Here is a 23,473-nt window from a genome sequence, read left to right as displayed (position 1 = left end):
GTGGCGCGCGCGGCCGGCGTCAGGCCGTTCCCGTCCACCGCCGCAGCGCGTTGCGGGCGGCGGTATCGCGGTCGATGTCGTCGGCCGAGGGCTCACCGGGGGTGTCGTCTGCCACGGCATCGCCTCGACCGTCCTCGGGCGCGGAGCCGTCGTGCACGGGAATGTCGGACGTGTGCACCGGAACGCGCGTGGCTGACGCGTGTGCCGGCTGCGCCCACTCGGACATCTCGATCGCGACGGTGTCGAGGCGGCTGGTCTCGACCATGCCGGTCGCATTCTCGTCGGCGAGGAAGGTGGCGAGGGTCTCGGGGTCGAAGCTGTCGGTCTGCATCGAGGTGTCCGCGGCCTCGCCCGCTCCGGCAGGCACCCGCTGGGTCGCTGCGAGTGCCTGATCGAGCGTGACATCATCACGTGCTCGCACGGGCTCGTCGCGAACGTTGGCGTCGAGCGATTCGAGCAGTGCCACGGCGTCGCGGACGACGTCCTGCTGACCGGCCTCGTGGCCGTGCACCAGCCATTTCGCGAACTCCAGCTCCGCGTGCAGCCGAGCCCGCTCGGCGAGAAGGGCATCGGGCGCGCGGTGCGAACGACGCGCGTACTCGTCGAGCACGTCGGCCTGAGCGGCCGGGGCCGAGGCCGTCCAGCGCACATCGATGGCCGGGTCCCCGACGCCGAGCGCACCCCAGGTCAGAAGGCCGGTGACGGCGGGGATGCCGTCGGCATCGTCTTCGAAGACGAAGGATGCCGGGTCCACCCCACCCAGAACGACGGTCGTCTCGAAGCGCCACAGCGGATCGGAGCCGATGGCGGTGCTCCAGCGTCGGAGCAGACCGAAGGGCAGCAGGCCCGTCGACTCCGCCCGATCGAGGAGGCGCTCGGCCTCGTCGCGCACCTGCGCAGACGTCAGCATCGGCAATCCCGCGTCGCGGATCACCGTCACCGGGAGGTCGTGAACCGCCGCGATCGCGGCGGCGAGAGCGGTGGCGACCCCCCGGCCCGCGGGCACGTGGGCGGCATCGACCCGGTAGCCGGGCAGCAGGGTCTGGACGAGGGCGCTGCGGCCATCGACCGTCGTCTGACCGAGCACATCCGGGGCGCCGAACGGCAGCACTCCACGCACCCCCGCGGTCAGCGACGTCAACGCCCGCGCCTCGGAGCGCAGATCCTGCTCGGCCTGGTCGTTGACGGGTACGCGCACCACGACTCGTCGGCCGTCGTCGAGCGTGGCGATCGCGCTGTCGTAGCGGCCGGAGACGCCCTCGGTCAGCGGCGCCACACCGACCACCGCGACGCGGGGAAGGGCCGACGTGACCGACGCGGCTAGAGTGAGTGGTGAGCGTGCCATGCCCCCAGGGTAGGTGTGCCGCGCCCCGTCCCCGTGTGCGCCACGCCCGTCGAGGAAGGTCCCGGATGTCGCCATCGGCTGAGCCGCCCGTTCCCGTTCGTCCGCCCGCTCTTGCGCGCGGCGGCATCGACCGCTGCGCCGAGGAGCGCGACGCACCGGACCTGCTTGCGCGTCTTCGCGCCGAGAGGTCGACGCGGGTGGTCGCCGTGCACGGCGATCGCGCCCCGCTCGACGGCGACGGGACGCTGCGCACCGTGCCGGTCGAGAGCATTCGTGACGGGGTGTCGTGGGCATTCCTCGGACGCGACGGCGCAGGCGCCGCGGTGCTGCTCGCGGCATCCGGCGCCGACCATGACGTTCCCCTGAGCGCGCATCCCGCCGACGGGTGGGCAGCGCTGCGGGCGGTCGGCGGAGAGATGTCGGCCACGGACGCCGGACTCCTCGTCGAGGCGGTCGCTCTGGGGCGATGGCTGGTGGAAGCGCCCTTCTGCTCCCACTGCGGTGCGCGCACCGAGGAACGTGCAGCGGGCTGGGCGCGCCACTGCCCGGTCTGCGGGCGCGAGCATTTTCCCCGCACCGACCCCGCCGTCATCGTCGCCGTGATCTCTCCGGACGGCTCGTCGTTGCTGCTCGGCAAGAACGCGCTGTGGGCGGATCGCAACCTCTACTCGACGTTCGCCGGCTTCGTCGAGGCGGGGGAGTCGCTGGAGTCGGCGATCGTGCGCGAGGTGCAGGAGGAGGCCGGCGTGATCGTCGAGGCGCTGCACTACCGGGGGTCGCAGTCGTGGCCCTACCCGCGCTCGCTGATGCTCGGATTCCATGCGACGGCGGTCAGCATGTCGGCGGCCTGCGCCGACGGCGAGGAGATCGTCGACGTCCGGTGGTTCTCGCGCGGGGAGATCCGTGGAGCGCTGCGCGGCGAGGGCGACGTGCTCCTTCCGGGCACGACATCCATCGCGCACCGGCTGATCGCCGACTGGGCGGGAGATCCCGCGTGAGCGGACGCGCACTGGAGGGCCTGGACGACGAGCAGCGGGTCGCGGCGGCGACGCTGCGCGGACCCGTGTGCGTGCTTGCGGGCGCCGGCACGGGAAAGACGCGGGTGATCACGCACCGCATCGCCCACGGCGTCGACACGGGGGCTTATTCGCCGTCGAGAGTCATGGCGGTGACCTTCACAGCGAAGGCAGCGGGGGAGATGCGCGGGCGGCTCCGCGCGCTCGGTGTCGAAGGGGTCGCCGCACGCACGTTCCATGCGACCGCGCTGGCGCAACTGAACTTCTTCTGGACGCAGCTCGCCCGCGACACCGCACCCTCGATCATCGACAACAAGGTACGCGTGCTCGGGCAGGCCGCCGACAGCCTGGGCCTCCGCCTGGACGGCACCACCCTGCGCGACGTCGCCAGCCGCATCGAATGGCGCAAGGTCGCGATGCGCACGATCGATCAGGATGCCGCAGCGCACCCCGAGGGGCTTGGTGCCGCCCTGGATGCACCGGCGCTCACAGACCTGCAGCGCCGATACGAGAAGCTGAAGGACGAACGCCGTCAGCTGGACTTCGAGGATGTCCTGCTCGCGTGCGCCGGGATGCTGGAATCGGAGCCGCGCGTCGCGGCGGCCGTGCATGAGCAGTACCGCCACCTGACGGTCGACGAGTTCCAAGACGTCTCGCCTGTGCAGCACCGCCTCCTGGAGCTCTGGCTCGGAGACCGACGAGACCTCTGCGTCGTCGGCGACGCGAGCCAGACCATCTACTCGTTCGCCGGCGCCGACCCGCGCTACCTGCTCGAGTTCCCCGACCGCTACGAGGATGCCACCGTCGTGCGGCTGGAACGCAACTACCGCTCCGACCCGGCGATTCTCGGTGTCGCGAATGCGCTCATGCGCGGACGCCCCGGAGCCCTGGTCCTGCGTTCGGACCGATCGACGGGCCCCGTCCCGTCGGTCACCGCGTACGACGACGATCAAGCGGAAGCCGACGGCGTGGCTGCGGCGGTGGCGGCCCAGCTCGCGTCGGGCATCGAGCCGAACGAGATCGCCGTGCTGTATCGAGCCAACGCGCAATCAGCGCCCGTGCTCTCGGCCCTCGCCTCGCGCGGCATCGCTGCGACCGTCCTCGGCGGCAAGCGATTCTTCGACCTGCCCGAAGTCCGCCAGGCGGTTTCGCTCCTGCGCGGCGCCTCTGTCGCACCGACCGCGGACGGTCTGGTGCGGGCGGTGCGGGACGTGCTGCGGTCGGTCGGCTTGACCGACGACCCGCCTCCGGCCGGTGGGGCACTTCGCGACGCGTGGGAGGCGCGAGCCGCCGTGCTGCGTCTGGCCGAGCAGGCACCGGAAGACACCACCCTGCGGGCGTTCACCGACGAGCTCATCCTTCGTGGGCGCAGTCAGCACGAGCCCACTCTGCGGACGGTGACGCTCGCTACGCTCCACGCGGCGAAAGGCCTGGAGTGGGATCACGTCCACCTCCTCGGGCTCGCGGAGGGACTGCTGCCGATCTCTTACGCCACGGGCTTCGACGAGATCGACGAGGAACGAAGACTCGCCTACGTGGGGGTCACGCGGGCTGCGCGTACCCTTTCGATGAGCTGGTCGGAACGGTCGGGATCGCGCCCGCGTCAGCGTTCTCGCTTCCTTCAGGAGATCGGCACAGGCACCGTGCGTGCGGGCGATGCGCATGCCACGTCCGCCGGACGCGCGCGGCGCTGAGCCCCACCGAGAGGCTCGACGGCGGCTCATCGGGGCGTGACCCAGAGGAATCGAGGGCGTCGCGCAGAAGCCTGCCGGTGAGGATGCCGGCTTCGATCAGCAGGCCGGGATCCGTGCGTACCGGATCGCGACCGAGCAGCTGCGCAGCAAGGAGCGGCCACTGCGGGTCTTCGGCGGTGCGACGCGCGTGCTCGCACGCGGTGCACGCCGTCACGCCGGGGACGACGACGGGTCCGACGTGCACGCGGTCGCCGGCGAGTTCGATCGGGATATGGGTGACGTCGGCACGCATGAGCCGCGCGGCACGGCGCGGCTCGATGAGCCGGTCGGCGACGACGATCACCGGCACCCCCTGCTGCGGCGCGTCCACGGCCCAGGTGTCGACCGACACGCGCGCCAGGCCCGCGGCATCCCACCCCGCCATCAGCGCTTCACGCTCGATGCTCGTCAGCGATTCGGGCACCTCCACCCTGACCGCGCGCGGCGTCGGTGACTCACGGGTGAGCGCTTGCTCGATTCGTCCCGCGAACTCTGCGGCTTCCGCCGCGGTGGCGCCGAAGCTGCGTGCCAGAGGGACCAGCCCCGCGTCGGCGACGCCGTCGGCGAGGGCATCGAGGAGGCGCTCCTGCCACGGGAGCACGCCGTCGACGCGGATCGCCGGATCCGTGCCGAGTTGGAGGCTGGAAGGCGTGCGCCACAGCGGCGGGGACGAAGCGGCCAAGCGGAGCATGCCCCGATTCTGAGGCCCGACGCGCCCGCCTGCCGCGACTGTCCACAGACGCGGCACGGGACCCCGGAGAGATTCCGGCGGGGGAGGAGGCGCCGGCTCACACCGGCCGGGGATCCTCCGGACCGTCGTCATCGGTGGTGCGCGCCTCGGGTGCGCCTCCGCCCTGCTCCGCCTCTCCAGCCGCCTCCTCGGCCGCTTCGGCCAGCAGCGCGTCCAGCGCCTCGTCGAGAGCATCCCGTTCGGGGTCCTCGCCGCGTTCGTGGGCGACCAGACGTGCGACGAGCGCCTGCGGGTCGTCGATGTCACTCGCTCCCGGCATGAGGTCGGGGTAGTCCCAGAGGCGATCGCGCGCCTCGATGCCCACGGCATCCGTGACGGCCCGCCACATCGCCGCCGCTTCGCGCAGTCGTCGGGGGCGCAGTTCCAAGCCGACGAGGGAGGCCATCGCCTGTTCGGCGGGACCGCCCACCGCTCGGCGGCGACGCACCGCCTCGGCGATCTTCGCCGAGGCGGGAAGACGCGAGGTCGCATCGGCGGTCACGACCTCCACCCAGCCTTCGATGGTCGCCAGGAGGTTCTCGAGCCGGCCCAGCGCGGCCTCCTGCGCGGGCGTGCGTTGGGGAAGCAGCGCTCCGGACTCGAGAGCCGAGCGCAGTTCCTCCGGCGAGGACGGGTCGAAGCGTGATGCGAGGTCTTCGAGGGCCGTGGTGTCGACGTGGATGCCGCGGGCGAACTCGGTCACCTGGGTGATCACGTGCAGCCGCAGCCACCGGGCGTGGCGGAACAGGCGAGCGTGCGCCAGTTCGCGGGTGCCCAGATACAGGGCGAGCTGGTCATCGGTCACATCGAGATCGCGGGCGAAGTCGGCGAAGTTCTGCGGCAGGATCGCCGCGATGCCGTCGGGCATGACGGGAATGCCGACGTCACCGCCGGAAACCACCTCCTGCGACAGACGTCCGATGACGCCGCCGAGCTGAGCGGCGAACAGAGAGCCGCCCACGCGCCGCATGAACGTGCCCGCTCCGGCGACCAGCTGTCGCATCTCTTCCGGGGTCTGCTCGTCGATCGCGGCGGTGAGTGCCCCCGCGATCGAATCGGCGACGGGCTCGGCCAGCTCCTGCCAGACCGGAAGTGTCGCCTCGACCCACTGTCCGCGGGTCATGGCCTGCGCCGGGGCCGCGAGGTCGGAGATCGTCGTGGCTTCGCTCAGCCAGAGGGTCGCGAGGCTGAAAGCCTGGTCGAAGTCCTGACGATCGCCCGACGTGATGCCGAGCCCGTCCTTGTTCGCCAGGTGCAGCGCTTGTGTCTTCGCGGCGCTCCAGTCGATGCCGTCGTCGCTGCCGGTGGCGAAAGCGTGCTGCATCTGCGCCATCATCTGCTGCAGCATGGCGGGATCCACGCCCATGCGGGAGAGGCTCTCGAGCTGTTCGGGGTCGAGGCCTGCACCACCACCGCCGAGCAGGTTCCGCAGCAGTTCTTGGAATTCGTCCTCGGGGCGGTCGGGAGTCTCGTCAGCCATATCAGGCGCCTTTCAGCAGGCGGATATCGTCGCGTTCTACGCTAATGGCTGGACTTCCCCGCACGGCCGCCTCGGCCCGCCACGGAGGATGTCCCGTGTACGCCGATCGCGAACGATCGGCCGGGAGGATCTGCTGTGGCACTGTTCGACGAGGGCACGACGGTCGTGCCCGCTCGCCGCCGTCCGGTGTCTCGCCCCCTGCGCGTGGGCGTGTGGGCTCTTGCGGTCGCCTTGGTGGCGCTGCTCGCCCTCACGCTGCTGCCCACCAACTACGTCATTCAGCGTCCGGGGCCGGTCTTCAACACGCTGGGGTCGGCCCCCGACTCGTCGGGCGCCGACGTGCCGCTGATCACCGTGAAGGGCGCCCCGACCTACCCGACCTCCGGTGCACTGGACCTGCTGACGGTGCAGGTCGTCGGCAATCGCGAACGGACGCCGTCGTGGTTCGAGCTCGCTCTCGCCTGGTTCGACCCGGCGAAGGCGGTGCTCCCGTTGGACGACGTGTTCCCGCAGGGTCAGACGACCGAGCAACGCAACCAGGAGAGCGCGGTGATGATGGTCGACTCGCAGAAGGAGGCGACGGCTGCCGCTCTCACGCAGCTCGGCTACGACGTCAAGCCGATGGTCGAGGTCTACGCGCTCACCGACGACTCGGCGGCGCAGGGCATCCTCCAGAAGGGCGACATCATCCGCAGCGCGAACGGTCAGGCGATCACCGAGACCGATCAGCTGCGCACCATCATCAACGCCGGCGCGGGCGCTCCCGTTCTGCTCACGATCGACCGCTCCGGGGCCAGCGAGAACGTCGAGGTGACCCCGAAGCAGGCCACCGTGGACGGCAAGAGCACGTGGCTCGTGGGAATCTCGACCATGCACGACTACGACTTCCCGGTCGACGTCACCCTGCAGCTGAACAACGTCGGCGGGCCCAGCGCCGGCATGATGTTCGCCCTGGGCATCATCGACACGCTCAGCGACGGGAACCTCAACGGCGGCGAGCAGGTCGCCGGAACCGGCACGATCGATGCCGCCGGCACCGTCGGGCCCATCGGTGGGATCCGCCAGAAGATGTACGGGGCGGTGGGTGCCGGAGCGACCTACTTCCTCGCCCCCAAGGACAACTGCGACGAGGTGGTCGGACACGTCCCATCCGGTCTCCGGGTGTTCTCCGTCGCGACCCTGAAGGACTCGTTGCAGGTGCTGTCGACGATCCGCGACAAGGGTGACCTCGACGCGCTTCCGACCTGCCGCTGACCTCACGGCATCCTGGAAGGTTGCTCGGCATCCCTCCAGAATCACCCCACCTAGGATGGTGGTGTGACCACGACCTCAGCGCCGAACCAGGCCACGCCGAACCCCGTCCGTCGCGCGATCGCCATCACGCTCGCGGTCATCGCGGTCGTCGTCGTCGGCTTCTTCATCTTCGCGAGCCTCTACGCCGACTGGCTCTGGTACGACCAACTCGGGTTCTCGAGCGTGCTGTGGACGCAGTGGACGGCGCGCGTGATCATGTTCGTCGTCGGCTTCCTGGCGATGGCCGTGCCCGTGTTCATCGCGATCCAGCTCGCCTACCGACTGCGTCCGGTCTATGCCCGGCTGACGTCTCAACTCGATCACTACCAGGAGGTCGTGGAGCCGCTTCGTCGGTTGGCGATGTGGGGGATCCCGGTGTTCTTCGGGTTCTTCGCGGGCTTCGCCGCCTCGGCGCAGTGGGAGACGGTCTGGCTGTGGTTCAATCGCGTCGATACCGGCGACCTGGACCCGCAGTTCCAGATGGACACCGGCTTCTACATGTTCTCGCTGCCGTTCTTCAGTTCGGTCCTCGGGTTCGCCTCGGCTGTGCTGCTCGTCTCGCTGCTGCTGTCGGCGCTCGTGGCGTATCTGTACGGGTCGGTGCGCATCGGGCAGCGCGAGCTGCGCATCTCGAAGGCCGCGCGCATCCAGCTCGCCGTCCTCGCCGGCCTCTACCTGCTCGTGCAGGGCGTGAGCATCTGGCTCGACCGCTACAAGACGCTGACGCAGCAGAGCGATCGCATCACCGGCGCCAGCTACGTCGACGACCACGCGGTCATCCCCGGCCTCACGATCATCGCCATCGCGGCCGCGATCGTCGCCGTTCTCTTCTTCGTGACGGCGATCATCGGCCGGTGGCGGTTCCCGCTGATCGGTGTGGGCCTTCTCGTCGTTTCGGCGCTGGTCGTCGGCGTTGCGTATCCGTGGGTCGTGACCAACCTGCAGGTGCGTCCCAACCAGGAGACCCTGGAGAGCCCGTACTACCAGCGCAACATCGACGCCACGAAGAAGGCGTACGGCATCGACGGCCTGACCAAGAGCGACTTCCAGGCGGTCACGAACGTCGCCCCCGGCCAGCTGCGCTCCGACGCCCAGACGACGGCGTCGATCCGCATCATGGACCCCGCCATCATCTCGCCCACGGTGCGCCAGATCGAGCAGTACCGCGCGTACTACCAGTTCACCAACCCGCTCGATGTCGATCGCTATCAGATCGACGGCAAGTCGCAGGACACCGTCGTCTCGGTGCGCGAGTTGAACATGGCCCAGCTCGGACAGGCCGCCTCCTGGTACAACTCGACGCTCGTCTACACCCACGGTTACGGCATGGTCGCGGCGAAGGGCAATGAGCGCACCGCCGATGGCAACCCCGTCTTCATCGAGCGCGGCATCCCGACCACCGGCGCGCTGACCACGAGCGAGAAGTACGAGCCGCGCATCTACTTCGGCGAGAACTCCCCGCCCTACTCGATCGTGGGTGCGCCGGAGGGCACGCCCGACATCGAGCTGGACTATCCGCGGGGCACCGGTGACGCCGCCCAGACGAAGACGACGTTCCAGGGCAACGGCGGGCCGAACGTGGGCAACCCGTTCAACCGCCTGATCTACTCGTTGAAGTTCCAGTCGACCGACATCCTGCTCTCCGACGGCATCAACGCGGACTCGCAGATCCTCTACGATCGCGATCCGATCGACCGCGTGAACAAGGTCGCACCGTACCTGGAGCTCGACAACGACCCGTACCCGTCGGTCGTCGACGGACGCATCGTCTGGATCGTCGACGGTTACACGCTGAGTGCCAACTACCCGTACTCGTCGATCGTGAGCCTTCGCGATGCGATCAGCGATACGACGAACACCACCCCGCGGGTGGCCCTCGACGACGTCAACTACATTCGCAACTCCGTCAAGGCCACCGTCGATGCGTATGACGGCAAGGTGACCCTGTACGCGTGGGACGACACCGATCCGCTGCTGAAGGCGTGGCAGAAGATCTACCCCTCGACGGTCAAGCCGCTGTCGGACATGAGCGCCGACCTCATGAGCCACGTGCGCTACCCGACGGACCTGTTCAAGGTGCAGCGCGCGATGCTGGGCACCTACCACGTCGACGACGCGGGCTCGTTCTACCAGCGCGACAACGCCTGGAAGACCCCGAACGATCCCACGCAGAAGAACCCGGTGCTCCAGCCGCCGTACTACCTGACGATGAAGATGCCGGGGCAGGATGCCGCGAGCTACTCCATGTTCACGACGTTCATCCCGGGCGGTGACGACACGCGCAACGTGTTGATGGGATACCTGTCGGTGGACTCGGATGCCGGAGCCACGGCGGGTGTCAAGGACCCGAACTACGGCAAGCTGCGCATGCTGGAGATCAACGCCGAGACACCCGTCCCTGGACCCGGACAGGTGCAGAACACGTTCGATGCCGATCCCAGCGTGTCGGCGTTCATCAACATCCTGAAACAGGGGCAGTCGGAGGTCATCAACGGCAACCTCCTCACGCTGCCGGTCGGTGGAGGACTGCTGTACGTCCAGCCGGTGTTCGTGCAGTCCTCCGGGTCGACGAAGCTCCCGACCCTGCAGAAGGTGCTGGTCGCCTTCGGCAACCAGGTGGCCTTCGAGAGCACGCTTCAGGATGCGCTCGACAAGCTGTTCGGCGGCGACTCGGGCGCGAGTGCCGGCGACGGCGACGTCACCCCGTCCGCGACACCGAGCCCGGCTCCGACCGACGGCTCGAGCTCCGGCTCGGGTGCGACCGGCGGCGGCACCGGGACGAGCGTCGAGTTCCAGGCGGCGCTCAAGGACGCCCAGCAGGCGATGATGGACCGGCAGAGCGCCCTGACGCAGGGCGATTGGGCCAAGTACGGCGAAGCCGACGCGCGGCTGACGGCGGCGCTGCAGAAGCTCATCCAGCTGGAGGGTCAGGGCTGAGACCCGGACGCGCATGATCCACGGCCCGGAGGCGGTGACGCCTCCGGGCCGTGTGCATGGGCGCGAGGATGCGCGCGGAGGGGTCAGCGGCTGAGCGCGTACCAGATGAGAAGCAGCGTGACCGCGAATCCGGTGAACTGGTTGAGCCACAGGAAGCGATCCCACCCGCGGGTGGCACGCTCGGCATCCTGGTCCGCGACGTTGCGGTACGGCCAGACGGTGACGATGTAGGGCAGCGCGAGGAGAGCCGCGAGCGGTCCCGGCCACGCGGTGCCGAACATCGCGACGCCGGCCGTCGCATACCCGGCGATGGCGAGGCGGACGGTGGTGCGGGCACCGAAGACCGTCGCGATGGACGAGATGTCGGCCTCTCGATCCGCCACGACGTCCTGCACGGCCCCGAAAGCGTGCGAGGCGATGCCCCAGAGGGCGAAGGCGACGATCACGGCGCTCAGCTGCCACGTCCACGTCGCGCCGGCCAGCGCCAACCCGTACACGGCGGGGGAGAAGAAGTGGATGCTGCTGGTCACCGAGTCCGCGACGGGACGTTCTTTCAGACGAAGCGGCGGCGCGGAGTAGAAGACGACGAAGAAGAGGCTGATCGCGAGCACCAGCCAGGAGATGGGTGTGCCGACCAGCACGAGGTAGACGACGAACGGCAGGCACGACAGAGCGGCCGCCCAGAGCGTGATGGCGTGCAGGCGACGCTCGAGCACGGCGCCGTGGGCGCCACCCTTGCGGGGGTTGCGCAGATCGGACTCGTAGTCGAAGACATCGTTGATCCCGTACATCGCCAGGTTGTAGGGGATCAGGAAGAAGACGGTGCCGACGATGAGGGTCGCATCGATCCTTCCGGTCGTGAGGACGGTGGCCGCCGCGAAGGGGTAGGCCGTGTTGATCCAGCTGACGGGTCGAGACGAGAGGAGGAGCTGGCGGGCGGTGGCGGTCGCGGTCATCGTGCGGAATCCGTCTCGGTGTCGGTGGGGGAGGAGGGGTCGCGTCGAGGCGGGCGGAGGAGCTCGGCGACCGCGGGGACGGCGAAGGCGGCCACGATCGGATAGGACAGATCCTCGATGGGAGCCAGGCCCACACGGATGCCGCTGATGAGCGCGTCGGGATAGGTGAACAGGCCGGCGGCGATCATCGCGTTGTCGAAGATCACGGTGAGCACGACCAGAACGACAGCGGTGATCACGCTCGCCGTCAGTCGCATGCCGAGCCCTGGACGGCGAGCCGTCGCGGCGAAGGCGATCGCCCCGACGAGGGCGAACGGCGCGACGATCAGAGGATACGTCACGGCATCCTCCGCACTCGCCGGGCCCGTGCCGTCAGCGCGCGGATCGCCGCAGCATGCACCACGAGCGCCAGATAGCACAGGAAGGCGAGGAAGACGGGCTCTTCGACCGGAAGGTGCGGCGCCAGATCGATCCCCAGGAGATAGGGGCTGTCACCCTTGACGAACACGCCGGTGGCGATGCCGACGGCATCCCAGAGCAGGAAGAACGCCGTCGCGACGAGGACCGTGGCGATCGCGCGCCCGCGGCGGCGCTCGGCCGTTCGGGATGCCGGCCACAGGACGAGGCGAAAGCGTGCATCCAGCGCGATGATCCCGCCCAGCGACACCAGGAGGACGAGCAGATAGGCGCCGGGCATGTCAGTCGTCGCCGGCGCCGCGGCGGATGCTCCGTCCTGCTCCCACGCCGCTCGGCTCCGGGAGGCGGGCCGCTCCGTCGTCTCCACGAAGTCTCTTGACGACCAGCTCGGCCGAGATCAGGCACATCGGAAGGCCGATGCCGGGCAGCACGGAGGTGCCGGCATAGAAGAGCCCGTCGACCTTTCGTGACGCGTTCCGAGGTCGGAAGACGGCACTCTGGCCGAGCGTGTGCGCGAGTCCGAGGGCGCCGCCCCGCCACGCTCCCAGATCGGCTTCGAAGTCGGCCGGTGCGATGGTGCGCCGCACCCGGATGCGTGCGGCGAGGTCCGGGATGCCGGTCCATGCCGCGATCTGCGCGATGACGCGATCTGCGGCTGCCTCGATCAACGGCGCGCCTGCCCCGTCGACGCCGCCGTGCCCGAGTGACGGATCGGCGGGCATCGGAACGAGCACGAAGAGGTTCTCGCTGCCCGCCGGGGCGACCGATGGGTCCGTCGCCGAGGGGCGGCACACGTACAGGGAGGCAGGATCGGGAATCCGCGTGTCGCGGCCGAACACATCGCCGAAGTTCTTCTGCCAGTCCCGGGCGAACAGCAGGGTGTGGTGGGCCAGCTGCGGAAGCTCGCCCTCGACGCCGAGCAGCAGCAGAAGGGCGCCGGGTCCGGGGTTGCGCCGTCGCCACCACCGTTCCGGGTAGGTCTGCAGCGACTCCGGCAGCATCGTCGTCTCCGTCGCGTGCAGGTCTGCGGACGACACGACGATGTCGGCTTCGTGCACCGTGCCGTCGGCCAACCGGATGCCGATCGCGCGCGCATCGTGGGTGAGGATCTCCGCCACGGGCGACGCCGTGTGCACGGTGGCGCCCTGGGCCTCGGCCACGCGGGAGACGGCCGCGATCACCTCGGTGAAGCCGCCCTGTGGGTAGAGGACGCCCTCGTCCAGGTCGAGGTGGCTCATGAGGTGGTACAGGCTCGGCGCATCGTAGGGGGATGATCCGAGGAAGACCGCGGGGTAGCCCAGGATCTGGCGCAGGACGGGATCGGCGAAGCGCCGCGCGACGTGGTCGTTGAGCGATCGCGTGAGCAGGGGAGCGAGGCGAGGCAGCTGACCGGCCACGGCCGGGGCCCGCAGACCCTTCGTGGAGGCGTAGGTGTCGTAGAGGAACCGCGACACGGCGAGGTCGTACGCATCGTGGGCCGAATCGAGGTACTCGTCGAGACGTGCTCCGGCGCCCGGCTCGCGGCTCTCGAAGAGCTCCCGCGCCTGCGCGCGACCGGACACCACGTCGATCGGATCGCTGGGTGCGGCGCCGTTTGGCTCGGGATAGACGCGATAGGCGGGGGTCAACGGCACGAGATCGAGCTGCTCGGCCGCTGTGGTGCCGCACAGGCGGAAGAAGTGATCGAAGACCTCGGGCATGAGATACCAGCTCGGTCCCGTATCGAAGCGGAAGCCGTCGCGCTCCCACGAGCCCGCTCGACCGCCCAGCTCGGGGGAGGCCTCGTGGAGGTCGACTCTCCAGCCGTCGCGCGCGAGCAGGGCGGCGGTGGCGAGCCCTGAGATGCCTCCGCCGATGACGAGGGCCGTGCGGCTCATGCGGTGCTCCGTTTCGGGGGGCGGCCGGCGAGGGCACGGGCCGCGATGGTTGCTTTGACGGGGGTGGGCACGGAGACCCGCGCGGTCTCGTCGTCATCGCGCAGGCGGCGGGAGAGCTCCGCGAACAGGCCGTGTGCGGTGGTCACAGCGCGCCGGCAGTCGGCGGGCAGGTCGGCGATCGCCCGCGCGGCGGCATCCAAGTCGGCGTCGATGCGGTCGAGGACGGCGATGCGGTCTCGGTGTCCGTCCTGGAGGCCGAGGTAGTCGCGACCGAGGCGGTTCTCGTCGTCCGCGCGGTCGCGGAGGAAGTTCACGTCCTGGAAAGCGGCACCGAGGCGGCGGGCGCCGTCGACGAGAGCCGGATCGGCGATCAGCGGCGTGCTGCGACCGGCGTTGACGAAGATCTGCAGGCACATCAGACCGACGACCTCCGCCGACCCGTAGACGTAGGCGTCGTGCGATGCGTCGTCGTGCTGCGTGCGTGTGAGGTCGGTTCGCATGGAGGCGAAGAACGGCCGGATGAGATCATGACCGATCCCGCACTCGCGTGCCGCCAACGCGAACGCGTGGACGATGAGGTTGGTGCTGAAGCCCCGAGCCACCGCAGCGAGCGTCTCGGCCTCCAGCTCGTCCAGCAGCAGACGCTGGGTGGATGAGGGCAGACCCGTCGCCTCGGCGGCGCCGTCGACGACCTCGTCCGCCACTCGGACGAGCGCGTAGACGCTGCGCACATGCGTGCGCACGCGCGGACCGAGAAGGCGGCACGCCAGGGCGAAGGACGTCGAATAGGCCGTGATCACGGTCGCTGCCGCGTCTTGTGCGCAGCGGTCGTACGACGATCCGCCGCTCACGGGATGCGCTCCTCGATCGTGTTCGCGACCTCGGCCAGCAGTGCGACGACGGCAGGGGGCAGGGACGGCGATGCGGCGCGGGAACGTGCGCGGCGGAGGCGATCGTGAATGAGAGCGACCAGGTCGTCGCGGGCGCCGCTGGCTTCGAGTTCCCGCTGCGCGCGGCGCACGGCGATCGGGCCCGTGTGCGCGACGGCGAGGGCCGAGCTCACCCGCGGCCAGGCGGCGGTGTCGCGCGCGAGCGCGATCAGGGGAGTGCGCTTGGCCTCGCGAAGATCGGCGCCGGGGTCGCGGCCGGCTTGACGACGTGAGCCGAACGTTCCGATGAGGTCGTCGACCAGCTGGAAGGTGAGCCCGAGGTCGGCGGCGGCGAGGGAGAGCTGCGCCCGGGCGGCATCCGATGCCCCGGCCAGGACCGCTCCGGCCAGCAGCGGCGCTTCGAAGGAATAGGCGGCCGTCTTGTCGTGGGCGGCGCCCAGCAGCGCATCGGTCTCGGGATAGTCCGCACGCGCGGCGTGCTCGACATCGGCGAGTTCGCCGGATGCCGAGACGAGGATCGCGTCGTCCATGATCTGCAGAAGCGCGGCGCGTGCCGGTGCGTCGATGGCGACGGAGGCGACCAGCCGCGTGGCCTCGAACAGGAGGAGATCGCCGGCGAGCACGGCCGCGGCGTCGCCGACCGTTGCCGCCTGGTCCGCCGACGCTCCGAAGGAGTGGGCGCGCGTGCGGAATCGACCCGCGACGTTGGGAATGCCGCGTCGCTCCAGATCGCGATCGATGAGGTCGTCGTGCACGACGAAGGCGGTGTGCAGCAGTTCGAGGGCGGCGGCGACGTCCCAGACGGCCGCACCCGCCGTGTGGAGCGCGTCGGTCGATCCGCCGAATGCGCGATAGGCCGCGACGACCAGTGCCGGCCTCAGGCGTTTCCCGTCGGCGGCTGCCGCGGTCGTCGCGGCTGCAAGCGCACGGGCGCCATCGCCGAGGGGCGCGGCCCGCCGTTCGAGCCGCTCGAGGGCGCCATCGATCGCCGCGTCGATCCTTTGCCGCGCGTCGTCGTCGAGCAGCGTGATCACGAGGCTCTCCGAACGGTCGCTTCCTCGAAGACGCCGAGCTGTTCGGCCTGAAGCACCAGCCATGGGCTGAAGGCCCAGGGGGTCGCTCTCAACGAGACGGCCAGATCGGCCGGATCGACCCAGCGGGCCTCGGCGACCTCGAGGGGATTCAGCCGCGGCTCGTCGTCGACGATGGCGGTGTAGACCGGGCAGATCTCGTGCTCGACGATGCCGCTCGCGTCGACGGCGCGATAGCGGAAGAGCGGCAGCGCGAGCTGCACGTCGCGCAGTGTGAGACCGAGTTCTTGTTCCGCCCGGCGATGGACGGCGTCGATCACCGCCTCCGCGGGCCGGGGGTGGCCGCAGAACGAGTTGCTCCACACTCCCGGCCAGGTCTTCTTGTCGAGCGCTCGCCGGGTGACGAGGGTTTCGCCGCGCGAGTTGTACACGTGGCAGGAAAATGCCAGATGAAGGGCGGTATCGGTGCCGTGGACGCTCGCCTTCGGCGCCGTCCCGATCTCGTCCCCGTCGTCATCGAGCAGGACCACGTATTCTGTCGGGGACACGATCTTCTCCTTATTGCTAGTTTAGCTAGCGATTTTAAGGGATACTACCTTTCGAGTGAGGGGGGTGTCCAGCGTGACAGACCGGTGGATCCCAACGACGGAGCGCGACCAGCTCGTGCGCGAGGCGCTCGTCGCCGTGCGCTCCTTCAGCGATTCTATGGACCGCATGCACGGCGTGCTCCGCAGCGACATGGATATGAACGGCTCGGATTTGGCGGCCCTGCGCATGCTGATCGTCCGCGAGCAGCGAGGTGAGTGGGTGTCTCCGCACGAGATCGCACGACACCTCGCCATCTCCACCGCCTCGACGACGAAGCTTCTCGATCGCCTCGCCGAGCGGGGACACATCGAACGCCGTCCTCACCCGGCCGATCGGCGCGCCCGCATCGTCGTGCTCACCGACCGCGCCCGGAGCGAGTTCTATCGCCATCTCGGCGCGCGCATGGCGAAGATGCGCGATGTCATGGATGCCTACAGCGATGACGAGCTGCGTGCGATCGCCCGTTTCCTCGATGACATGGACGAGGCGATGGTCGACTGAATTCCGCCGCAGACGTAGAAACGAAGAAGGCGTCCCGATCGGGACGCCTTCTTCGTTGACCGGATGACACATCCGACCGATTGGTTGCGGGGACAGGATTTGAACCTGCGACCTCTGGGTTATGAGCCCAGCGAGCTACCGAGCTGCTCCACCCCGCGGCACAAGGAATAGCCTAACACGGGTTTTGCCCACCGGTGCACACCCGCCCGACGAGCCGGCGGTCGTTGCTCCGGGCACGGTGGTTCGGGAGGATGGGACGACCGCGTCACGCACACGCCCATCGCGACGGGATCGATATCGGGGCGCCCCAGTGATCACTCCCGAGAGGACACAACCGATGAGAACGGATGCCGTCGGCATCGCCGTCGCACAGTTCGCGCCCACGGCGGACAAGGCCGACAATCTGCGCGTCATCGACGAGCTGGCCGGTGTGGCCGCGGATCGCGGGGCCGAGGTCGTGCTCTTCCCCGAATACTCGAGCTACTTCGTCGACCCGTTCGATGCGACGCTCGCCGCCAACGCGGAGCACCTGGACGGGGCATTCGTCGCGGGACTGACGGCGATCGCTTCGCGTCGCGGTGTCGTGGTTGTCGCGGGGATGGTCGAACACGGTGCGACCCCGCGCGTGCGCAACACCGTTGTCGCCGTGGACGCGACCGGACTTCAGGCGGTGTCACGCAAGCTTCATCTCTACGACGCGTTCGGGCAGCGAGAGTCCGACTGGGTCGAGCCGGCGCCTGTCAACGCTCCGGAAACCTTCGAGGTGGGAGGGCTGACCATGGCGCTGATGACCTGCTACGACCTTCGCTTTCCGGAGGTGGGGCGCGTGCTCGCCGACGCGGGCGCTCACGTGATCCTGGTAGCGGCGGAGTGGGTCAGAGGGCCGCTCAAGGAACAGCACTGGCGAACGCTTCTGCATGCGCGTGCCATCGAGAACACCCTCTACGTGGCAGGCGCCGATCATCCGCCCCCGCTCGGCGTCGGCGCCTCGATCGTCGTCGATCCTCAGGGCGTGGAGATCGCCGGGGTGGGAACCGCGACCGACGTGGCCGTCGGTTTTGCGTATGCCGGGGCCATCGACCGTGTCCGACGCGTCAACCCGGCGCTGCAGTTGCGGCGGTTCAGGGTCGAGCCGCGCTGATCAGCGCCAGTCGGCGGCTTGCCTCGGCGATGACGTCCGTCCGTTTGCAGGCAGCGAAGCGCACCAGCGTGGCATAGTCGGAGCGGTGTTCGGGAGCGACGAATGCCGTGAGCGGAATTGCCACGACACCGGCGCGTGCCGGCAGTTCGCGGCAGAAGTGTGCCGCGTCAGTTCCGGGTTCCATCAGTGCCGCGGCATCCGCCACCGTGAAGTAGGAGCCGGCCGGCGTCGACACCGTGAACCCCGCGGCACGCAGTCCCTCGGCGAGTCGGTCGCGTTTCCGCCCCAGTGTGGCCGCGATCTGGGTGAAGACGGCGTCGGGAAGTCCGAGACCGACGGCGACGGCGTCCTGGAACGGCGTCGTACTGACGTAGGTGAGGAACTGCTTGACCGCCAGGACGGCGTCGATCAGGTCGGCGGGACCGGTGATCCACCCGATCTTCCATCCCGTGGTGGAGAACGTCTTGCCCGCTGAGGAGATCGACAGGGTGCGCTCTGCGGCTGCGGGATCTGTCGCGATCGGAACATGGGCGCCGTCGAAGACGAGGTGTTCGTAGACCTCGTCCGTGACGATGAGAGCGTCGTGATGCTCTGCCAGCCGGACGATCTCGGCGCGCACGTCCGCGGAGAAGACGGCGCCGGTCGGATTGTGTGGATCGTTCACCAGAATGATCCGCGTGCGGTCGGTCACGGCGGCCGCAAGGAGGTCGAGGTCGGGCTGGAAGTCGGGCCATCGCAGCGGCACGGTGACCAGTCGCGCGCCGGTCAGCGCCACGATGGCCGCGTACGCGTCGTAGTAGGGCTCGAAGACGACGACCTCGTCCGCAGGAGAATCGATCAGCGCCAGCAATGTGGCGGCCAGCGCCTCGGTCGCTCCCGCGGTCGTCACGACCTCGCGGTCGGGATCAACGGTGAGCCCGTAGAAGCGCGCCTGATGCGCGGCGATCGCTTGGAGCAGGGCGGGGACGCCGCGACCAGGCGCGTACTGATTGCGTCCGTTCGCGATGGCCGCGCGGGCCGCCTCCAGAACCACGGCGGGGCCGTCCTCGTCGGGGAAACCCTGGCCGAGGTTGATCGCCCCCGATTGTGCGGCCAGCGCACTCATCTCCGTGAAGATCGTCGGGGCGGCGACTCCCGATGCGGACAGTAGTCCCGCGCCCTGTGCCGTGCGGCGCCACGTGCCCGGAATCTCTCGCATCGCGCTCAGGCTACATGCATAGGCTGGGCGAGGTGCGGGCATAAGCAACACACAGAATCGCGCGACATCCTGGTCAGGTCTTGGGAAGAAGGAAGCACACATGAGCGAGAACACCCCCACCAACAGCGAACCGCAGGATGGCGCCGCGCAGGGCATCGATGCCGCGCAGCAGCGTGAGACCGCGCCGGAGCGTCCGCCGCTGCCCGAGCAGTCGGCCACGCACGCGGCTCAGAATTCGCCGGCAGGCGCCGCGACCTCCGCGCCCGCCGGTACGCCGGAGCCGGGCACCGGCTACGCCGCGCAGGCGCCGTACACGGCCCCGACCCCGCCGACGGCTCACACGCCGAGCCCGCAGGCGCCCCACGCGTCCTACCCGGCCCCGTCGTACGGCAGCCCGGCCTTCGGTACCTCGGCGTTCGGCACTCAGGCCACGGCCGTCTACCCGGCTGCGACGACCGCAACGGAGCACGCGCCGTCGGCGAAGCTCGGTGCGGGCAAGATCGTCGGCATCATGGTCGCGGCGGCGCTCGTCGGTGGCGCGGCCGGAATCGGGGGAGCCGCGGCGGGCGCGTCGTTCTTCCCGCAGTCGCAGACCGTGGTCAGCGGAGCACCCTCCACGGTGACGGTGAACAACACGGCCTCGGTGAATCAGACGACGGCGATCGCCGCGAAGGTCGTCCCGAGCGTGGTCACGATCTCGGCGACCGCGGGCTCTTCGGGCGGCACCGGGTCCGGGGTGGTTCTCACCTCCGACGGCTACGTCGTGACGAACACACATGTCGTGACGCTCGACGGTCAGACCGCTGACGCGAAGCTGTCGGTCACCGCATCGGACGGCAAGGTGTACGCGGCGACCATCGTCGGCACCGACCCGACCTACGACCTCGCGGTGATCAAGCTCACTGATGCATCGGGGCTGACTCCGATCGAGTTCGGCGACTCGTCCAAGCTCAACGTCGGCGACGCGACGGTCGCCGTCGGAGCTCCGTTGGGCCTGTCGAACACGGTGACCACGGGGATCGTCAGCGCTCTCAACCGCTCGATCCAGATCGCCTCGTCGGCCGCGCCGAAGGGTGACTCACAGGATCAGACCCCCCAGCAGGGTGACGGCAACGGCTCGCCGTTCCAGTTCGACTTCGGCCAGGGGCAACAGCAGTCGACCGCGCAGAGCTCCATCTCCATCGCCGTGATCCAGACGGATGCCGCCATCAACCCCGGCAACTCCGGTGGTGCGCTCGTCGACGGCGAGGGCAAGCTGATCGGCATCAACGTCGCCATCGCCTCTGCTGGCGGCTCGAGCTCCAGCGGTCAGTCCGGGTCGATCGGTGTGGGCTTCTCGATCGAGTCCGACATCGTCAAGCGCATCACCGACGATCTGATCAAGAACGGCACCGCCACGCATGGTCTGCTGGGTGCAGGTGTCCGTGACGCCGCCACCCAGGAGGGCGCCACGACCGCCGGAGCCTACATCGCGGACGTGACTTCGGGCGGTGCCGCTGCTGCGGCGGGTCTGAAGAAGGGCGACGTCGTGACGTCGTTCAACGGAGTGCCGATCACCAATGCCACCGACCTGACGGCACAGGTGCGGGCGCTCGCTGCGGGATCGAAGGCGACGATCGTCTACGACCGCGGAGGGAAGACGAGTTCCGCCGAGGTCACGCTCGGCCAGCTCCAGCAGTAGCGTCGCTCCCCGCCCGCCGCAGCCGGGCGCCACCGAAGGCCACCGTGCGAGTTCCTCTCACGGTGGCCTTCGTCGTCGCGCGAGAGGGGAGCGGAGTCAGTCTGCGAGCAGACGCTCGATCGCCGAGAGCGGGATCGCGAGCCAGGCGGGCCGATGCCTGGCCTCGTAGATGGCCTCGTAGACCGCTTTGTCGAGTTCGAGCGCGTTGAGCAGGAGCTGGGCGGTCGCGCCTCCGGTGTCGGAGTATCCGTCGAGAAAGGCGGTACGTGCCGAGCGGGCCCAGGCGTCGGCGGCCTCGTCGACAGCGCCGTCGTGCTGCTGGGGCGCGCGCTGCAGTCGCAGCGATCCCGCGACGTAGTCGAACGAGCGCAGCATGCCGGCGATGTCGCGCAACGCGAGATCCGGTGCGCGTCGCTCGGCGATCGGTCGCATCGGTTCTCCCTCGAAGTCGAGCAGCATCCAGCCCCGCGTCGGCGAATGCAGAACCTGGCCGAGGTGGTAGTCGCCATGCACTCGCTGCAGGGCGGGCCAGGAGGAGGCCTCGGCGGCGGCGTAGATCCGGTCGATTGCCGCCGCGTGGGCGGCGAGCGCAGGCACTTCCACCGCCGCGATGGCACGTCGTCGCCGCCACGCCGCGCTGATGGCGCGCCGGGCGACCCCGTCCGCGCGCGGGGTGGGGAACAGGCGGGCGAGATCTCGATGGACCGCGGCGGTGACCTGACCGAGGGAGGCGGCTTCGGCGGTGAAGTCGGTGTTGACGGCCGCCGCGGCAAGAGCCACCCGCCAGGCGTCATCGACGTCGGGCAGGAACTCCTGCGCGAATGCCAGCGATCCCCGCTCTGAACCGCCGCCCGGCGCCATCGTCCAGCGGCCGTCGAGATGGCCCACGACGGGGGGAACGTGGCGGCTGCCGGCGGCTGCGAGGGCGGACTGGAGTTCGATGTCCGGGTTGATGCCCGGATGCAGGCGGCGGAACACCTTGCAGATCGTCGGCGCGGCGTCGCGTGGACGGTAGATGATCGAGGTGTTCGACTGCTCGCCGACCAGCACCTGCGACGGACCGTCCAGATCGCTGCGACCCAGTTCGGCGAGCAACGCCGAGGCGAAGGCGTGATCGTGCGGTCCGTCGATCAACGCACGACCCTCGTGGACCGCGATCGTCCACGGCTCCGTGACATCGGCGGGACGGGTCACGAGCGGAACCTGATAGACGATGGCGTCCTCGTCGTCGCCGTCGGCGACGATCAGGACCTGAACGGCCGCATCCGGGTCGCCGGTCGTCAGCTCGCGTTCGTCGAGAATCCGCAGGCGGGGTGAGCGTCCGGTCGGCGAGTACCACCGCTGCTGCGGCATCCACACAGCCAGGTGCCCCAGCGTCGTCTGCATGCGTCGAGGTTAGTCAGGGGGTCACGGGCTGTCGAGGTCGCCGGTCTGATCGTTGCCGTCGCGGTCGGCCTCGGTCGAGGACGATGACGTCGTGAGAAAGGTCTCGAGCGGAACCGAGATCGCGACGCCAGCAGCGCCGAACACACCGAGATCGTCGATCGGCGGCGGCAGCACTTCTGCCGGCTGCGGCTGTTCCCGCGGGTCTGCGGGCAGCCCGCCCCACTCGGACGGATCCTCGGGCCGACTCTGGAAGATACCCATGCGCCCATTGTGCGCGATGCGGCTGCGACGAGCGCTCGCCGCGCGGGATCACCCGGGTTCGCGGTCCCCGTCATCCGGTGTGAGGGGCCGACCGGACTTGCGCGCGCCGCGGCGCGGAACGAGACCGGCGACGGCCGTCACGGCCGATCGCCCGCGGTCGCCGATGGTGCTGCCGGTGCGCCGGACGAAGCCGAACGCGGTGCTCTCGAGACGTGTCGCGCCCGGCCGTGGCTCGAGCTCGGCGGGGTACTGCAGCGGCGCTCCTCCGAAAGCGCGCCGGGATCCGACCACGACGCGTCGCCCGAGCAGGTGATTGCCGGTGCCGCCCACGGCGGCACCGATACCGAAGGGGAGAGCCTTGCCGATGACGGATGCGCCGCCCTTGGCGGCGAACTGGCGGATGAAGGCCGACTTCAGCCTGTCCACGAGAGGACCCACGGCGGCGCGAGGCAGCGACTTCGTGATCAGTTCGCCCCAATACGTGGGGCGGGGCGTCCCCGTCCCGGCGAGCTGTCGACCGAGCTGCGCGACGAGATCGACACCCTCCTTGCCGAGCATGAGCGTCAGCACAAGGGCGCGCGCCCGGTCGGGGTTCTCGACACGGATGCCATGCAGCTCCGCCAACGACTGCGCGAACAGCGCGGTCGCTTCGAGGAAGCCCACCGTCTCGACACCGGACAGGGCCAGGGTCATGCCGGTGCCGATGCCGGGGACCACCGCGGTGGCTCCCACGGCCGCGCCGCCGGTGGTCACGGCCGCCAGGTAGCGGCGTTCGAGCATCCGCACGATGTCGCTGGTCGCTGCCTCGGGGTGGCGCAGGCGGATGCTGCGCAGGTGCGCGATGACGGCGGGGCGCTGCACCTGAAGAACCCGGTCCAGGGCACGGATGGTCCGAGGGTGCTCGGAGGACCCTTCCGGCGGCAGGCCTCCGGCCCACGGCGCGTCATCGGGGAGCGAATGGATGCGGGGGATCTGGACCATGTCGGCACGATCCTATGGACGGCCCCTGGAG

At 69.6% G+C, this 23,473-nt stretch carries 20 protein-coding genes and 1 tRNA gene; 7 read left to right on the top strand and 14 right to left on the bottom strand.

Features of this window, described 5'->3' with window-relative positions; all coding sequences use genetic code 11:
• Positions 1-19: 19 nt before the first annotated feature.
• A complete protein-coding gene (locus tag PP359_RS03740) occupies positions 20-1,345 on the bottom strand; it encodes a phosphotransferase (RefSeq protein ID WP_135949049.1) in 1,326 nt (441 codons plus the stop codon).
• A gap of 65 nt (positions 1,346-1,410) precedes the next feature.
• Here PP359_RS03740 and nudC point away from each other — a divergent pair, with 65 nt between their 5' ends.
• Both nudC and PP359_RS03730 read left to right on the top strand, forming a co-directional pair.
• Entirely contained in the window at positions 1,411-2,343 is a 933-nt protein-coding gene (gene nudC / locus PP359_RS03735) for an NAD(+) diphosphatase (protein WP_036315091.1), read from the top strand.
• Positions 2,340-4,055, top strand: coding sequence for an ATP-dependent helicase (locus tag PP359_RS03730; RefSeq protein ID WP_499249916.1), 1,716 nt, complete (start codon positions 2,340-2,342; stop codon positions 4,053-4,055). The genes nudC and PP359_RS03730 overlap by 4 nt, the downstream gene beginning before the upstream one ends.
• A gap of 827 nt (positions 4,056-4,882) precedes the next feature.
• Here the strand turns inward: PP359_RS03730 and PP359_RS03725 are convergent.
• Entirely contained in the window at positions 4,883-6,304 is a 1,422-nt protein-coding gene (locus PP359_RS03725) for a zinc-dependent metalloprotease (protein WP_112931295.1), read from the bottom strand.
• 135 nt (positions 6,305-6,439) lie between these two features.
• On the opposite strand from PP359_RS03725, the gene PP359_RS03720 reads away from it, so the two are divergent.
• Both PP359_RS03720 and PP359_RS03715 read left to right on the top strand, forming a co-directional pair.
• Positions 6,440-7,558 carry a YlbL family protein gene (locus tag PP359_RS03720; RefSeq protein ID WP_499249915.1) on the top strand — a complete coding sequence of 373 codons (1,119 nt, stop codon included), beginning with the start codon at positions 6,440-6,442 and terminating at the stop codon, positions 7,556-7,558.
• Positions 7,559-7,621: 63 nt separating this feature from the next.
• Entirely contained in the window at positions 7,622-10,534 is a 2,913-nt protein-coding gene (locus PP359_RS03715) for a UPF0182 family membrane protein (protein WP_135949052.1), read from the top strand.
• Between the two features lie 83 nt (positions 10,535-10,617).
• Here PP359_RS03715 and PP359_RS03710 read toward each other — a convergent pair whose 3' ends face one another.
• Genes PP359_RS03710 through idi form a run of 7 tightly spaced genes read right to left on the bottom strand, consistent with a single transcriptional unit; the run spans position 10,618 to position 16,253 of the window.
• A complete protein-coding gene (locus tag PP359_RS03710; RefSeq protein ID WP_499249914.1) occupies positions 10,618-11,490 on the bottom strand; it encodes a prenyltransferase in 873 nt (290 codons plus the stop codon).
• On the bottom strand, positions 11,487-11,831 hold the full coding sequence (locus PP359_RS03705) for a lycopene cyclase domain-containing protein (RefSeq protein WP_112931297.1): 345 nt from the start codon (positions 11,829-11,831) through the stop codon (positions 11,487-11,489). Before PP359_RS03705 ends, PP359_RS03710 begins: the two co-directional genes overlap by 4 nt.
• Positions 11,828-12,187: a lycopene cyclase domain-containing protein gene (locus PP359_RS03700; RefSeq protein WP_112931298.1), complete on the bottom strand. Its 360-nt coding sequence runs from the start codon at positions 12,185-12,187 to the stop codon at positions 11,828-11,830. Before PP359_RS03700 ends, PP359_RS03705 begins: the two co-directional genes overlap by 4 nt.
• A gap of 1 nt (position 12,188) precedes the next feature.
• Positions 12,189-13,784 (bottom strand): phytoene desaturase family protein, encoded by a 1,596-nt coding sequence (crtI, locus tag PP359_RS03695; RefSeq protein ID WP_112931299.1) that lies wholly within the window; start codon positions 13,782-13,784, stop codon positions 12,189-12,191.
• Positions 13,781-14,635: a phytoene/squalene synthase family protein gene (locus tag PP359_RS03690; RefSeq protein ID WP_039415737.1), complete on the bottom strand. Its 855-nt coding sequence runs from the start codon at positions 14,633-14,635 to the stop codon at positions 13,781-13,783. Before PP359_RS03690 ends, crtI begins: the two co-directional genes overlap by 4 nt.
• A complete protein-coding gene (locus PP359_RS03685; RefSeq protein WP_112931300.1) occupies positions 14,632-15,708 on the bottom strand; it encodes a polyprenyl synthetase family protein in 1,077 nt (358 codons plus the stop codon). The genes PP359_RS03690 and PP359_RS03685 overlap by 4 nt, the downstream gene beginning before the upstream one ends.
• On the bottom strand, positions 15,705-16,253 hold the full coding sequence (idi, locus tag PP359_RS03680) for an isopentenyl-diphosphate Delta-isomerase (RefSeq protein ID WP_112931301.1): 549 nt from the start codon (positions 16,251-16,253) through the stop codon (positions 15,705-15,707). The genes PP359_RS03685 and idi overlap by 4 nt, the downstream gene beginning before the upstream one ends.
• Positions 16,254-16,326: 73 nt before the next feature.
• On the opposite strand from idi, the gene PP359_RS03675 reads away from it, so the two are divergent.
• Positions 16,327-16,794 (top strand): MarR family winged helix-turn-helix transcriptional regulator, encoded by a 468-nt coding sequence (locus tag PP359_RS03675; RefSeq protein WP_036318202.1) that lies wholly within the window; start codon positions 16,327-16,329, stop codon positions 16,792-16,794.
• A gap of 81 nt (positions 16,795-16,875) precedes the next feature.
• Here PP359_RS03675 and PP359_RS03670 read toward each other — a convergent pair.
• Positions 16,876-16,952: transfer RNA gene (locus tag PP359_RS03670), tRNA-Met, on the bottom strand.
• A 179-nt stretch (positions 16,953-17,131) separates the two neighbouring features.
• Between PP359_RS03670 and PP359_RS03665 the strand changes: the two genes are divergently transcribed.
• Entirely contained in the window at positions 17,132-17,935 is an 804-nt protein-coding gene (locus PP359_RS03665) for a carbon-nitrogen hydrolase family protein (protein WP_112931302.1), read from the top strand.
• On the opposite strand, the gene PP359_RS03660 is transcribed toward PP359_RS03665, so the two are convergent.
• A complete protein-coding gene (locus tag PP359_RS03660; protein WP_294982044.1) occupies positions 17,916-19,133 on the bottom strand; it encodes an aminotransferase class I/II-fold pyridoxal phosphate-dependent enzyme in 1,218 nt (405 codons plus the stop codon). The genes PP359_RS03665 and PP359_RS03660 overlap by 20 nt on opposite strands.
• A 100-nt stretch (positions 19,134-19,233) precedes the next feature.
• Here PP359_RS03660 and PP359_RS03655 point away from each other — a divergent pair, with 100 nt between their 5' ends.
• A complete protein-coding gene (locus PP359_RS03655; protein WP_036318198.1) occupies positions 19,234-20,814 on the top strand; it encodes a trypsin-like peptidase domain-containing protein in 1,581 nt (526 codons plus the stop codon).
• A gap of 96 nt (positions 20,815-20,910) precedes the next feature.
• On the opposite strand, the gene PP359_RS03650 is transcribed toward PP359_RS03655, so the two are convergent.
• The 3 genes from PP359_RS03650 to PP359_RS03640 are packed head-to-tail and all read right to left on the bottom strand — an operon-like array spanning position 20,911 to position 23,442.
• Entirely contained in the window at positions 20,911-22,200 is a 1,290-nt protein-coding gene (locus PP359_RS03650) for a maltokinase N-terminal cap-like domain-containing protein (RefSeq protein ID WP_294982042.1), read from the bottom strand.
• Between the two features lie 21 nt (positions 22,201-22,221).
• Positions 22,222-22,461, bottom strand: a complete 240-nt coding sequence (locus tag PP359_RS03645; RefSeq protein WP_051039532.1) for a hypothetical protein — start codon at positions 22,459-22,461, stop codon at positions 22,222-22,224.
• Between the two features lie 48 nt (positions 22,462-22,509).
• A complete protein-coding gene (locus PP359_RS03640) occupies positions 22,510-23,442 on the bottom strand; it encodes a hypothetical protein (RefSeq protein WP_294982040.1) in 933 nt (310 codons plus the stop codon).
• Positions 23,443-23,473 lie beyond the last annotated feature (31 nt).

The organism is Sphingomonas sp. BLCC-B65, assembly GCF_028550675.1.
GTDB lineage: Bacteria > Actinomycetota > Actinomycetes > Actinomycetales > Microbacteriaceae > Microbacterium.
This window is presented reverse-complemented; position numbering and strand designations above follow the sequence as displayed.

Bases quoted from the DNA above. Each gene is read 5' to 3' on its own strand.
- PP359_RS03740 (WP_135949049.1), bottom strand. From the start codon at position 1,345: ATGGCACGCTCACCACTCACTCTAGCCGCGTCGGTCACGTCGGCCCTT.
- nudC (WP_036315091.1), top strand. From the start codon at position 1,411: ATGTCGCCATCGGCTGAGCCGCCCGTTCCCGTTCGTCCGCCCGCTCTT.
- PP359_RS03725 (WP_112931295.1), bottom strand. From the start codon at position 6,304: ATGGCTGACGAGACTCCCGACCGCCCCGAGGACGAATTCCAAGAACTG.
- PP359_RS03710 (WP_499249914.1), bottom strand. From the start codon at position 11,490: ATGACCGCGACCGCCACCGCCCGCCAGCTCCTCCTCTCGTCTCGACCC.
- PP359_RS03700 (WP_112931298.1), bottom strand. From the start codon at position 12,187: ATGCCCGGCGCCTATCTGCTCGTCCTCCTGGTGTCGCTGGGCGGGATC.
- crtI (WP_112931299.1), bottom strand. From the start codon at position 13,784: ATGAGCCGCACGGCCCTCGTCATCGGCGGAGGCATCTCAGGGCTCGCC.
- PP359_RS03665 (WP_112931302.1), top strand. From the start codon at position 17,132: ATGAGAACGGATGCCGTCGGCATCGCCGTCGCACAGTTCGCGCCCACG.
- PP359_RS03660 (WP_294982044.1), bottom strand. From the start codon at position 19,133: ATGCGAGAGATTCCGGGCACGTGGCGCCGCACGGCACAGGGCGCGGGA.
- PP359_RS03655 (WP_036318198.1), top strand. From the start codon at position 19,234: ATGAGCGAGAACACCCCCACCAACAGCGAACCGCAGGATGGCGCCGCG.
- PP359_RS03650 (WP_294982042.1), bottom strand. From the start codon at position 22,200: ATGCAGACGACGCTGGGGCACCTGGCTGTGTGGATGCCGCAGCAGCGG.
- PP359_RS03645 (WP_051039532.1), bottom strand. From the start codon at position 22,461: ATGGGTATCTTCCAGAGTCGGCCCGAGGATCCGTCCGAGTGGGGCGGG.
- PP359_RS03640 (WP_294982040.1), bottom strand. From the start codon at position 23,442: ATGGTCCAGATCCCCCGCATCCATTCGCTCCCCGATGACGCGCCGTGG.